At 69.5% G+C, this 12,334-nt stretch carries 11 protein-coding genes and 2 tRNA genes; 6 read left to right on the forward strand and 7 right to left on the reverse strand.

The annotated features are described in order from the left end of the window. Positions 1 to 18 precede the first annotated feature (18 nt). Together JYK02_RS10210 and JYK02_RS10215 are read right to left on the reverse strand one after the other, a co-directional pair. On the reverse strand, positions 19 to 2,181 hold the full coding sequence (locus JYK02_RS10210; RefSeq protein ID WP_207050714.1) for a hypothetical protein: 2,163 nt from the start codon (positions 2,179 to 2,181) through the stop codon (positions 19 to 21). A gap of 117 nt (positions 2,182 to 2,298) precedes the next feature. Next, positions 2,299 to 3,111 (reverse strand): hypothetical protein, encoded by an 813-nt coding sequence (locus JYK02_RS10215; protein WP_207050715.1) that lies wholly within the window; start codon positions 3,109 to 3,111, stop codon positions 2,299 to 2,301. Between the two features lie 220 nt (positions 3,112 to 3,331). On the opposite strand from JYK02_RS10215, the gene JYK02_RS10220 reads away from it, so the two are divergent. The 5 genes from JYK02_RS10220 to JYK02_RS10240 all read left to right on the forward strand — a co-directional run bounded on the left by JYK02_RS10220 (position 3,332) and on the right by JYK02_RS10240 (position 6,905). Next, entirely contained in the window at positions 3,332 to 4,390 is a 1,059-nt protein-coding gene (locus JYK02_RS10220; RefSeq protein WP_207050716.1) for a DNA topoisomerase IB, read from the forward strand. A gap of 101 nt (positions 4,391 to 4,491) precedes the next feature. Next, complete coding sequence (locus JYK02_RS10225; RefSeq protein WP_207050717.1) at positions 4,492 to 4,746, forward strand: hypothetical protein; 255 nt, start codon at positions 4,492 to 4,494, stop codon at positions 4,744 to 4,746. Positions 4,747 to 4,758: 12 nt separating this feature from the next. Then, positions 4,759 to 5,490 carry a 2OG-Fe(II) oxygenase gene (locus tag JYK02_RS10230; RefSeq protein WP_207050718.1) on the forward strand — a complete coding sequence of 244 codons (732 nt, stop codon included), beginning with the start codon at positions 4,759 to 4,761 and terminating at the stop codon, positions 5,488 to 5,490. A 113-nt stretch (positions 5,491 to 5,603) separates the two neighbouring features. Further along, positions 5,604 to 5,801, forward strand: a complete 198-nt coding sequence (locus JYK02_RS10235; RefSeq protein ID WP_207050719.1) for a hypothetical protein — start codon at positions 5,604 to 5,606, stop codon at positions 5,799 to 5,801. Positions 5,802 to 5,840: 39 nt separating this feature from the next. Continuing rightward, positions 5,841 to 6,905 (forward strand): patatin-like phospholipase family protein, encoded by a 1,065-nt coding sequence (locus JYK02_RS10240; protein WP_207050720.1) that lies wholly within the window; start codon positions 5,841 to 5,843, stop codon positions 6,903 to 6,905. 12 nt (positions 6,906 to 6,917) lie between these two features. On the opposite strand, the gene JYK02_RS10245 is transcribed toward JYK02_RS10240, so the two are convergent. Both JYK02_RS10245 and JYK02_RS10250 read right to left on the reverse strand, forming a co-directional pair. Continuing rightward, positions 6,918 to 8,129, reverse strand: coding sequence for a lipase family alpha/beta hydrolase (locus JYK02_RS10245; RefSeq protein WP_207050721.1), 1,212 nt, complete (start codon positions 8,127 to 8,129; stop codon positions 6,918 to 6,920). Positions 8,130 to 8,190: 61 nt separating this feature from the next. Beyond that, on the reverse strand, positions 8,191 to 8,826 hold the full coding sequence (locus tag JYK02_RS10250) for a pyridoxamine 5'-phosphate oxidase family protein (protein ID WP_207050722.1): 636 nt from the start codon (positions 8,824 to 8,826) through the stop codon (positions 8,191 to 8,193). A 78-nt stretch (positions 8,827 to 8,904) separates the two neighbouring features. Between JYK02_RS10250 and JYK02_RS10255 the strand changes: the two genes are divergently transcribed. After that, positions 8,905 to 9,846 carry a LysR family transcriptional regulator gene (locus tag JYK02_RS10255; RefSeq protein WP_207050723.1) on the forward strand — a complete coding sequence of 314 codons (942 nt, stop codon included), beginning with the start codon at positions 8,905 to 8,907 and terminating at the stop codon, positions 9,844 to 9,846. Positions 9,847 to 9,895: 49 nt separating this feature from the next. On the opposite strand, the gene JYK02_RS10260 is transcribed toward JYK02_RS10255, so the two are convergent. The 3 genes from JYK02_RS10260 to JYK02_RS10270 form a co-directional block, all read right to left on the reverse strand. Further along, a tRNA-Met gene (locus JYK02_RS10260) sits at positions 9,896 to 9,969 on the reverse strand. 78 nt (positions 9,970 to 10,047) lie between these two features. Continuing rightward, positions 10,048 to 10,121 (reverse strand) — tRNA-Met (locus JYK02_RS10265). Between the two features lie 47 nt (positions 10,122 to 10,168). Next, entirely contained in the window at positions 10,169 to 12,181 is a 2,013-nt protein-coding gene (locus JYK02_RS10270) for a S1 RNA-binding domain-containing protein (RefSeq protein WP_207050724.1), read from the reverse strand. Between the last annotated feature and the right edge of the window lie 153 nt (positions 12,182 to 12,334).

Below are 12,334 nucleotides of genomic sequence, written 5' to 3' on the forward strand. Positions count from 1 at the left end.
GCGATTGGCGGGAGGCTTTCAGCCCTGCTGCTTCTGCGCGAGGGCCGCGGCTTCCGACTGCACCAGCGCCTTGATGCCGGCGGCGGTGGCCTCCGTGGGGCTCACCGACATGCGGTTGAGCAGCGCCGCGACGGCCAGGTTCTGCGCGTCGTTGCTGAGGCCCGGCTTGGAGAGGATCTCCTTCAGGTCCGCCGGCAGGTCCTTCTCACCGTTGAGGTAGCCGCCGAGCGCCTTCTTCAGGGACTCGCCGTGGTCCAGCGCGCCGTCCACCGAGCTGCCGAAGGACACGGCCTTGACGAAGTTCTCGAAGAACTTGCCGTCGCCGCCGACGATCTGGAACTTCGCGTTCCCGAAGGCCTGGGCCAGGACGGTGGCCTGGGCCTGCGCGATCTCCTTGCGCACGTTGATGGCGGCCAGCTCCACGTCGCGCTCCTTGTTGAGGCGCAGGCGGTACTCCTCGTGCTCGCGGCCCACGCCGTCCAGGGCCTTCATCGCGGTGGCCTTCTCCGACAGGCCCCGCGCCTCGGCCATCAGCTTCTCCTGGATGGCGGCGGCCTCGGCGAGCAGCTTCTCGCGCGTGGCGAACGCCTCCGCCTCGCCGCGCTTGTGGATGGCGCTGGCTTCCGCCTCCTGCACGCGGGCGTGGGCCATGCCCTTCTGCTCCGCGCCGGCGGCCTCGGCGAGCAGCTTCTCGCGCACCGCGGAGGCCTGCGCCTGGCCCTGCTTCTCGATGACGGAGGCCTCGGCCTCCTTCACGCGGACCTGCGCCATGCCCAGCTTCTCCGTGGCGACCGCGTCCGCCTCACGCACGCGCACGCTGGCGAGGCCCGCCGCGGCGGACTCGGCCTGGATGCCCTCGGCCAGCCGCATCTTCGCCTTGGCCTGCTTGTCCGCGGCCTCCAGGTCTGCCTCGGCCAGGGTCAGCTTCTCCTTGGCGAGGAACACGGCGATCTTCGCGCTCGCGTCCGCGGCCTGGATGTCCTTCACGGACGCCTCTTCCGCGTGCGCCTGGGCGGTGATGATGATGGCGTCCTTGGTGCGCTTCGCGTCCGCCGTCACGCGCAGGTCCTTGATGTTCTCCTCTTCCTGGGCGACGGTCTTCTCCACCGCGATGCGGGCGCGGACGACGTCGGCGATGGCCTTCTTCTCCGACTCCAGCGCCTTCTCCTTCGCGATGCGCTGCAGCTCCGTCTCACGCTCGCGGTTGATGGCCTCCAGAGCGCGGTCCTTCTCCACGCGCTCGGTCTCCACGCCCACCACGCGCTCGCGGTTCTTCTGGGCCACCTGCACCTGGCGCTGCTTGTTCTCCTCGTTGATGGCGATCTCTTCTTCCGCCTTGATGCGCGCCAGCTGCGCCTTGGCGAACTCCTCGCTCTTCACGCGGTCGGCCTCGGCCGTCTCACGCGCCTGGATGCTGTCGATCTCACGGCGCTGCTTGGCGGCCGCCTCCTCGCGCTGACGCTCGAGGGCGAAGATGGCCTCGTCGGCCTCGACGTTGCGCTTGGTCACCGCCATGCGCTCGGACTGCTTCAGCTCGTTGGTGAAGACGTTCTGCTCGGTGGTGAGCTGGGTGATCTTCCGGATGCCCTGGGCGTCCAGGATGTTGTCCTTGTCGAGCATCTCCACCGGGGTCTGCTCGAGGAAGTCGATGGCGCAGTCCTCCAGCATGTAGCCGTTCAGGTCCCGGCCAATGGTCTCGACGACCTTGTCCTTGATCTCGTCGCGCTTGGTGTAGAGCTGCTCGAAGTTGAAGGACTTGCCCACCGTCTTGAGGGCCTCGGAGAACTTGGCCTCGAAGAGGTTCTCCAGCGTCTCCTGATCCGAGGCGCGCGCGCAGCCGATGGACTGGGCCACCTTGAGCACGTCTTCACGCGTCTTGTTCACGCGCACGAAGAAGGTGACCTTGATGTCCGCGCGGATGTTGTCCTGGCAGATGAGGCCTTCCTTGCCGCGACGGTCGATCTCCACCGTCTTCAGCGAGATGTCCATGACCTCCGCGCGGTGGACGATGGGCAGCACCACGGCGCCGGTGAAGGTGACCGTGGGCTCGACCTTCATCGTGTTGACGATGAGCACCTTGCCCTGATCAACCTGGCGGTAGAACTTGGCCACGCTGACGAAGATGCCGAAGAGGATGATGACGCCGCCGCCGATGATTGCTGCAAGGCTGATGGGATCCATGGCCTATCCTGAGAAGTCCGTTGGGCGGGCCTTGTTCCAAGCACTCGGGGTCCCCCGCGAAAGCCACCCGGTGCCGATTGTCGCGCCCGTCCGGAGGAGCCCGGCGGACGCCAATGTTCATCGCTGGGAGCGTGCGCGCGCGATGGCCGCTGCCTTCAGCGGATCCCGCAGCTGCTCCATTTCCTGGGGGAGGAGCCAGTCCACCGGCTCCACCTCATACACGCCCCGCTCCGCGTCGTAGCCAAGGATGAGCGCCGGCTGGCCACGCTTGAGCTGGTTGGGCTTGTCACAGAAGACGTTGAGGATGAGGCCCGCGGCCCCGTCGTCGAAAGTCGCGTGACCGTCCTTCGCCGTCACGCTGCCGCTGGAGATGGTGCACACGCGGCCCATCAAGGCCTCGCGGCCCGGCGCGCGCCGGGCGATGAAGACGGGGCGCAGGGGCCGCACCGCGAGCCCACCCACCACCGTGCCCACCGTCGCGCAGACGAGGCCCAGGCCCGTGCTCACGAGCCACGAAGGCAGCGCGGAGAGCGCCGCGTGCGTGGCCTGTCCGCTCAGCAGCGACAGCGACCAGGAGAGGAACACCACCAGGCTCACCGACACCGTGACGGGGATGCCGCCGAAGCCCAGCATCGCGAACAGGCCGGTGGCGGCCTCCGCGTCGTGCAGGTGCGAGTGCCCCGCGTGCCCGCCGGTGTGGCCGGAGACGGCCTTGGCGCCGCCCTCCAGCAGCCCCGACGTCGCCTTCGCGCCGCCCTCGAAGGCGCCGGAGACGGCCTTGGCGCCGCCCTCCAGGTCCACGTCGCCATCCAGCATGTCGATGCCCGCCGCGCCGGCGATCACGCAAAGCCAGTACGCCAGCACCACGCCGAGCAGGATGGTGAAGATCGCGGTCGGGAAGGCCAGCAGGGCGGCGAGGAAGGTCGTCATGCCTCGGGAATAAAATTGGAGGTGGGAGTCGCAACGAACTCTAAACGACTGCACCCCCATCCGAAAATGCCACCCGGGCTTTTCCGCCCGCCTGCCCTCCATGCCGCCAGGGGGCAACCGGATTGCCGCCCCGGCGTGGACTGCGCACTACAGGGAGGCAATGCCCTCCCATGCCGCTGTCTCAGAATCCGAGCGCCCCCGGCCCGCGAGCCGCCAGGGGATGACGCAGTTGGAGCGACTGCGGCAGGAGGGCCACCGCCGTCTGGGGACGATGAAGCGCGGCTTCCGCTACGTGGACGCGAAGGGCCGGCCGGTGTCTCACGCGGAGCGGGAGCGCATCGACGCCCTGCGGCTGCCGCCCGCCTGGACGGACGTGGCCATCTCGCCCAAGGCCTCCGCGCGCCTCCAGGCGGTGGGCAGGGACGGCGCGGGCCGCTGGCAGTACCGCTACAGCGAGGCGCACACGCAGAAGCAGCGCGATGCGAAGTACCAGCGCATCGTGGGCTTCGCGCAGGCGCTGCCCAAGATGCGCCGTCAGGTGAGCAAGGACCTGCGCAAGCGAGGCCTGGGCCGTGAGCGGGTGCTGGCGGGGATGCTGCGCATCCTGGGCACCTGCTTCATCCGTCCGGGGAGCGAGCGCTACGCGGAGGAGCACGGCAGCTTCGGGCTGGCCACGCTGCGGGCGCGGCACGTGAAGGTGCATGGCGACACGGTGGTGTTCGACTACCCGGGCAAGTCCGGCGTGCGGCAGCACCGCGAGCTCAAGGACCGGCGCGTGGCGACGCTCGTGCGGCAGCTGTTGAAGGTGCCCGGGCGTGACGTCTTCAAGTTCGTGATCGACGACGGCGCGGTGGTGGACGTGCGGCGCCGGCACATCAACGAGTACATCCAGCAGGTGATGGGCCCGGGCTACAGCGCGAAGGACTTCCGCACCTGGGCCGGCACGCTCATCTGCGCGTGCGCGCTGGCGCGGGCCCGCGAGCGCGTGAAGGAGGATGGCAAGGGCGGCCCGGTGAAGAAGACCGTGCTCAAGAAGAGCATGGTGGCCGCGGTGCGAGAGGCCTCCGAGCAGTTGGGCAACACGCCCGCGGTCGCGAAGGCGTCGTATATCTACCCGTCCGTGCTCGTCCTCTTCGAGAGGGGCCAGGTGGTGGACCGCTACTTCCACTCCGTGGACGAGCTGGCGGCGGGCGCGGGTGAAGGCATGCACTGCTCGGAGAAGGCGCTGCTGCACATGCTGGGCAAGTCGAAGGGCGGCGTGAAGCAGGCGGCTGTGTAAGAGTCACGCCCAGGAGGCATCCCCTGGCACCTTTCCTCGGCCCCACCCGCGCGATGGTCCTTCAATGGCTGAGCGCACCCGGCGCGGAGCAGCGCCTGCCCTTGACCCTGGGCAGCGGCAGCCCGACCGCCGTCATCTCCGTGAAGGAGGGACAGTGGCGGTTGGAGCCGTTGGTCCTCGACGCGGAGGCCAACGCGCGCCGGTATCAGGAATCCATGAAGGACACGGGGATGTGGATGCCCGAGATGGGGTGGCCCAGCCTGATGCCGGGGGAGCCGGTCATCGCCGCGGACTCGCGCGAGGCGTTCGTCGCGAAGCTGGAAGCGCTGCCCTGGACGTACGGCCCACTCAAGTAGGAACGTCGGCCCGTGCCCGAGTACGTCACCCACCGCGACGCCCTGCCCCGCACCGAGCTGGAGTCCCTCGCGGACGCCCTGCTCGGTTCGCGCTTCGTCGCGCGCAGTCCGCTGATGGGGACGTTCCGCGCCAGCCGGGGCTTCGCGTTCATCTTCACGCGCGAGGGCCGCGCGACGCTGGAGGCCCGCTTCCCGTTCCTGTCCGTCTACCTGCGCCGCATCCTCGACGACGACACCGCGCGCGGGCTGCTGCCCTGGACGCAGCGCTGGTTCGGTGGACGCGACCCCCGTCCGCGGCCCAATGCGTTCTATCTGAACCTGTTGCTGCTGGACGCGGGCACGCCGGTGGGACGCCACATCGACGCGACCTTGCAGGAGCCGAGCGGCGTGCCGGACGCGACGCCTGAACACGTGAGCGTCCTCTACCTGCGAGTGCCGCAGGGCGCGCAAGGGGGCGCGCTGCGGCTGCTGCGCGACAACCAGCTCCAGGGTGAAGTGCGGCCCCGGCCGGGCCTGCTGGTCCACTTCCGGGGCAACCTCCAGCACGAGGTCCAGCCCTTCACCGGCGGCCCGGAAGGCGCCCTGCGCGCGAGCCTCGTCTGCGAGCAGTACGCCTTCGCGGAGGACGTACTCGCGCGCCTCCCGGTCTTCCGCATCCAGTCCAAGGCGGGCTTCTCCGCCTACCTGGAGGCCCAGCGCGAGCGCGATGGCGCGGTCCCTTCCGTGGGAACGCTGGAGGAGTGAGTGCCGCGCGGAGCCCCGCTCCAGGAGCGTGCGGGCATCCGGGCAGACCACCGCTTGCGCCCATCGGCCATGGTCACAACCCTTGGTGTTCACCTTCACGAGGGAGCACGACCATGGCCGGCAAGAAGTTGGAGGGTTACGGCTCGACCAGCGAGCAGCGCCAGCGCCACCTCGAGAACGACGCCTTTTCCGAGCGGGCGCCGACGACGCCGGAGGAATTGGAAGAGGCGCGCAGTGATCCGGAGCACGATGGACATCAAGTGGTGACCATCCACCCGTTGGAATCGGAACCTCGGGACGACAACCGCTGAGCATCCGCTTGCGCCGGGCTGCTAGGGTCCGCGCCCGCGATGAGCCAGAGCCTGACCTTGCTTGCGGGCCCCGACGCCCTGCGCATCCTCCGGGAGCGCGGGCTGCGTGCGGAGGACGTGGACATCCTTCCGGGCGCTTCGGGAGGACCGAAGTGGCTGGGGCTGGAGGGAATCGACCGGGTCCTGTTCGGCGAGTTCCTCCAGCAGCCGCGCACCCGGCCCCTGCACCTGATTGGCAGCTCCATCGGGAGCTGGCGGCTGGCGTGCCTGGCGCAGAAGGATCCCGTGGCCGCGCTCAAGCGCTTCGCGACCGCGTACCTGGATCAGCGCTATCCGCCCAAGCCTCCGCCCAAGCTGGTCAGCGAAGTCAGCGCCACCGTTCTTGAATCGCTCCTGGGCCCGGATGGCGCGGAGCAGATCCTGACGCATCCGTGGGCGCGACTGCACGTGGTGACGACAAGGTGCAAGGGCCTGCTCGCGTCGGAGCAGTCCACCGTGCAGCTCGCGGGCTTCGTGCTGGGCGCGCTGGCGAACGCGCTGAGCCGGGGGACGCTCCGCTTCCAGATGGAGCGAGTGATCTTCCACACCGCCGGGGACGCAAGTCCCTTCGCGGGACTCAAGGACCTGCCGTCGGTCCACCGTCCCCTCACCCGCGACAACCTGCGGCCAGCGCTCATCGCGTCCGGTTCCATTCCGATGGTGCTCGCGGGCGTCCATGACATCCCGGGTGCGCCTGCCGGCACGTACCGGGATGGCGGCGTCGTCGACTACCACCTGGACGTCGACTACGGCACGGGCGACGGGCTGGTGCTCTATCCGCACTTCTACCCGTACGTCGTGCCCGGCTGGTTCGACAAGTCGCTCAAGTGGCGCCGCGCGGGGCCGCTCAACTTCCGCCGAGCGCTGATCATCACGCCGTCACCCTCGCACCTGGCGCGGCTGCCCGGCGGACGCATCCCGGACCGGTCGGACTTCACGGGCATGAAGGACGAGGACCGCATCCGCGCATGGAAGCAGGTGCTGACCGAGGGCGACCGTATGGCCGACGAGCTGCGCGAACTGCTCGCCAGCGGCCGCATCGCGGATCACGTCCAGCCGCTGTAGCGCGCGGGCCGCTCAGGAAGCGAGCCACGTGCGAAGCGTGGCGTAGACCTCCGGGTGGTCGAGCAGGTCCAGGTGGTTCGCGCCCAGGACGATGCGCTGGTTCGCTTCCGGGAACCGCAGCGTCAGCTCTGGCTGCGCATGTCGCCCGAGCGCACTGTCCACCGGGACCAGCCCGTCACCGGGCAGCCGCTGCGCCATCGTCTTCGCGGTGGTCGCCGCGACCGCGTAGCAATCCACGCCCCCCGGCAGCGTGAGGCCGCGACGGACATCCCCACCCCACCCGAAGCGCTCCCGCCCTTCCCAGTGCGCGTCGAGCACGTTGCCGAAGCGCAGGTCCGTGACTCCGGCTCCGCGGATCCGACCCAGTCGCGCGAACGGCGCGCTGTAGGGACTGACCTCCAGCAGCACTTCCACCCAGCTCCCTCCGCGCTCCAGCGGCGAACCGTGATGGGGTGAGCCAAGACAGACGAGCCGGCGCAACAAGGAACGCCAGCCATGGCCCGCCGCCTCCGCCGCGAGGCACGCACTCCGGACCACGAGCCCACCCATGCTGTGCCCCAGGAGCGTCAGCGATTCGACCGGCATGGGCCAGCAGGACACGAGCTGTTCCAGCAGCTCCGAGAACGCGCGGCCGTTCCGGGAGATGTGCAGGCCGCTGTTGTAGTGGAGGTACACCGGCGTGTAGCCGAGATCGCGCGCCAGCGCCGCGCCATGGTCGTGCCCCCGCCGGCTCCACTGCAAGTCGTTCATCGACGAGCCATGGACCAGCAGGAGCAGCCGGCCTCCGGCCTGAGGAACGGCGGCGCGCAGGGCCTCGGGCTCCAGGCGCAGCGGCTGTCCATGCACCCGCAGAGCCATCGGGATGGCGAGCGGGTTGCCCTCCGCCTCCAGCGCATCCCCCAGCACGCCGTTCAGCGCGGAGAGCAATGCCTCCCGCTGCGGACCGGGAGCGCTGTCGCCCAGCCACGGTGAGAGCTGCGCGAGCACGGCATCCAGCCCCTCCCCGACGTGCCGGGTGACACCCTGGAGCGTTCCGTAGAGCAACCCCGTCATGGCTCGCGCCGGACGCGCCAGCGGCCTGCCCAGGACGGAAGGCCCGCTGGCGATGGTGCGGTGCATCTCCTCCACGAGCCCCATCACGCCCCGGGTGGCCTGCACCGCCAGGCGGCTGGCTCCACGCAAGGCGTCGGCGTTCTTCCGCGTTCCCGGCGACCGGTTGTTCATGGCGCGTGCCTCCCGTGGCCATACCTACCGGACCGTAACCTACCCATCCGTAACCAGGGGGTCAAACCGGGGTCCGCTTCAAGCGCTCCAGCTCTTCGCGCAGGGCGCGGTTGTCGGCGCGGAGCGTTTGGAGTTCGGTCGACACCGGACGCAGCATCTGGTCCAGCTCCGCTTCGGTGAACCTGGGCGTGATGTGCTGGGGACAGTTCCAGTCAAAGGCTTCGACCTTGAGCACGAAGCCGCGCTCCACCTTCGCGTCATACCCGGGGACCTCCAGGCGCTTGAGCGTGGCGGCGTCCGTTTCGCGGGTGATGACGGACGCGCGCGCCAGGACCTTCAGTCGCGCCTGGTGCGGGTAGTCCACGAAGATGAGCGCGACCCGGTCGTTCTCGCTGACGTTGCCCGTGGAGATGTACTGCTTGTTCCCCCGGTAGTCCGCGAAGCCAAGCGTGTGCGAGTCCAGCACCCGGACGAAGCCCTGGGGCCCGCCCCGGTGCTGGATGTAGGGCCAGCCGTTGGAGCCGATGCTGGCCATGTAGAAGCTGTCGCGCTGGGAGAGGAACTCCGCCTCGTCGTCCGTGAGCACATCCGGCGCGTCTCCCGTTCGCTCGACGCGGGCATAGGCCGCGCGGCTGCCGAACTGCTCCTGGAGCGCCTTGACCGCGGGGGTGAAGGCAAGTCTTGCGAATCGTCCCATGGCCCTGTTTCTAGCCACCCAGGGCGGTGAAATAATCAGCGGGTTCAGCAATGCTTTATTGTCAGCTTCGCAAGAATCATGGACCAGCTCTTCACGCTCCGGACGTTCGTCGCCGTGGCCAGGCAGGGAAGCTTCACGGCCGCCTCGCGCAGGCTCCACATCTCCCCTTCCGTGGCGACGCGGGCCGTGGCCCAGCTCGAGGAGCGCCTGGGCCTGGCGCTCCTCACCCGCACGACCCGCTCCGTGCGCCTCACCGAACGCGGTCAGGTCTACCTGGAGAGCTGTCAGCGGCTGCTCGAGGACCTGGATGAAGCCGACCGCCGCGTGCGGGGAGAGAACGCCGAACCGCGAGGAGAGCTCAGCGTCTCCGCGCCCATCGTCTTCGGGCGGCTCCACGTCCTGCCCGTGGTCCAGAAGCTGCTCGCCGCGCATCCGTCGCTGTCCGTCCGGCTGCACCTGTCGGACCGGAACCAGCACCTCGTGGACGAGGGCATCGACGCGGCCGTGCGCCTGGGGGAGTTGAAGGACAGCGGACTGATTGCCCTCAAGGTCGGCACCGTCCGCCGCGTGCTGGTGGCCAGCCCCCAGTACGTGAAGCGGCGAGGGACGCCCCGGTCGCCCGCCGAGCTGGGCCGCCACGAGCTGATCGCCTTCGAGAACCTCGACGCGACGAACGAGTGGCGCTTCGGCGAAAAGGAGAAGCCGGTCCGCGTCCAGCCGCGCCTCATCCTCAACAGCGCCGACACGGCCATCGCGGCCGCGGAGCGGGGCATGGGCATCGCGCGCACGCTCTCGTATCAGGTGGCGGACGCGGTGCTCGCGGGACGGCTGGTCCTGCTCCTCGGGACGTTCGCGCCACCGCCGGTCCCCGTGAGCGTCATCTACCCCGGACGCCGGAGCGCCTCCGCGAACGTGGGCGCGTTCGTCCGCACGGCGCGCAGCCACTTCGAGCAGCACCCGCTGCTGCCCGTCGAAGCGTGGCGCGCGCCCAAGCGCGAACCGCCGGTGAAGCAAGGCTGACGCGGAAAAGAAAAAGGGCCCCAGTGTTTCCACCGGGGCCCTCTTGAAGTTGCGGGGGCAGGATTTGAACCTGCGACCTTCGGGTTATGAGCCCGACGAGCTACCAGGCTGCTCCACCCCGCGTCACCGTGACGCGGTACTGCTGTTCTCACTTTGAACACCCGGAGTCGAAACTTTCATTTCGACTCCGGGCTTTTCAAGTTGCGGGGGCAGGATTTGAACCTGCGACCTTCGGGTTATGAGCCCGACGAGCTACCAGGCTGCTCCACCCCGCGGCGGGAACGAGAGGCTAAGTACCGAAGCCTCTCGTCAGCGTCAACAACTACTTGCCCAACTTGCTGAGCAGATCCGCGAAGGTGCCGAAGCCCTTCTTGCCAGCACCCTGCGGCTGCTGCGTCTTCTGCCACGCCTCGACCTCGGCGCGCTCCTCCGCGCGGATCGCGGCGGGGATGGACAGGCGGATCTTCCCGGAGGCGTCGATGTCGATGATCGCCACCTTCAGCTCCTGCCCGATGCTGAAGTGCTTGCGCATGTCCGTGCCGCGGTCCGTGCCCGTCTCGCTGGCCGGGATGAGGCCCTTGCCGCCCGGGAACGCGAGGAACACGCCGTAGGGCTCCAGCCGGTCCACCTTGCCGACGACGACCGCGCCCACCTTGGGACGGGGCGCCGCGGGCTCCTTGGGAGCCGCCGCTGCCTGGGCCTGCTGCGCGGCACGCTCCTCGGGAGGACGCTGGGCCTCCTCCTCGGAGATGCGGCGCAGGCCGATGCGCTTGTCATTAGGGTCGATCTTCTCGACGGAGACCCAGATGACCTCGCCTTCCTTCACCGCGTCGCGCGGGTGCGCGATGCGCCGGTCGCTCAGCGCGGAGATGTGCACCAGGCCGTCCACGCCGGGGCGCAGCTCCACGAACGCGCCGAAGGGCTGGAGCCGGACGACCTTGCCCTGCATGCGGTCGCCCTCCTTGATCTCCTCCAGCGCCTTCTTGAACGGATCCTCCTGACGCGAACGCAGCGACAGGGTGATGCGCTCCTTCTGCTTGGCCTTGTCCGGGGAGTTGGGCTGGCCCTCCTCCATGCGGAGGATCTCCACCTCGACCTCGTCACCCTGCTTCACCACGTCGCTGGGGTGAGCGACGCGCGTGTAGCTGAGCTCGGAGACGGGGACCATGCCCTCCACGCCGCCCAGGTCCACGAACACGCCGAAGTCGCGCACGCCGGAGACCTTGCCCTTGACCGTCTTGCCCACGGCCAGGTTCTTGCGCGTCTCCGTGGCCAGCCGGCGCTGCTCGTCCTCCAGCAGGGAGCGGCGCGACAGCACCACGTTGCGGTCGCGAACCTCGGTCACGCGGAACTGGAGCTTCTCGCCGATGAACTGATCCGGCTTCTCCACGAAGCGGATGTCCAGCTGGCTGATGGGGCAGAAGGCGCGCGTCTCACCGATGGCGACTTCCACGCCGCCCTTGTTCACGCTGAGGACCAGGCCCTCCACCGGCATGCCGGAGGCGCGGGCCTCCGCGAGCATGGCGAAGGACGCGTTGCCCTTGGCCAGCGCGCGGCTGAGCATGATGCCCCGGGCGCCCATCTCCACGACGTGCGCCTCCAGGCGGTCACCCACGCCGAAGCGCAGGATGCCCTCGTCGTCCTTGAGCTCGCGCAGCTCGATCATCGCCTCGGACTTGGCCGAGCCGTCCAGCGACACGAACGCGGTATCCGCGCCCAGCTGGAAGATGGTGCCGGCGACCTTCTCGCCAATGCGCACGCCACGGCGGCCCGGAGCGCCACCGTCCTTGACCTGCGCCTCGAACATGTCCGCGAAGGACTCCGTCTCCGGGACCTCCTCGTACAGCGGGCTGGAGGGCGCGGGGGCCGGCGTCACCGGACGCGGCGCGGGAGCCGGCGTGGAGGCCGCGGAGGCCTGCGCGTCAGCGCCCGTCTGCTCCGCGGTCGCGGTCGCCTCGGCGGGCTTCTCACCCTCCAGGGCGCGCGTCTCGATGGAGCCCGAGGCGCGCTTCACGACCACCATGGGGCCGGCGGAACGGCGCTCGCCGCCTCCGCTGCCGCCACCCCGGCGCTCGCCGCCACGGCCACCGCCGCGCTCGCCGCCGCCACGGGGCGCGTCGCCCTGGGGACGGGGCTGCGACTGGGCGTCGCGCGGACCGCGCTCACCGCGGCCCGGGCCGCTCTTCTCGTCGCGGCCGCCACGGCCACCGCCGCGCTCGTTGCCCTGGCCCCCTGAAGGGATGCCCAGCATCACGTCGCCAAACGTGGCCTTCGGCTTCTTGGGACCGAAACCGCCAGGACCGCCCGAATTACCGCCGCTCTTCTCGTCGCTCACTGCCGAGACCTTCCGTTGACGATTTCGACCCGGGACTTCCGTGAAGTCAGGGCCTCTTGAAAAAGGCGGCGCACTCTACACGCGCGCCATGCCCGGAGGAAGCCGCATACGGCCATCCCCCTAAAATTCGGCCTCCTATCGCAACGCAAAGGG

It is taken from the genome of Corallococcus macrosporus, from assembly GCF_017302985.1.
Classification (GTDB): Bacteria; Myxococcota; Myxococcia; order Myxococcales; family Myxococcaceae; genus Corallococcus; species Corallococcus macrosporus_A.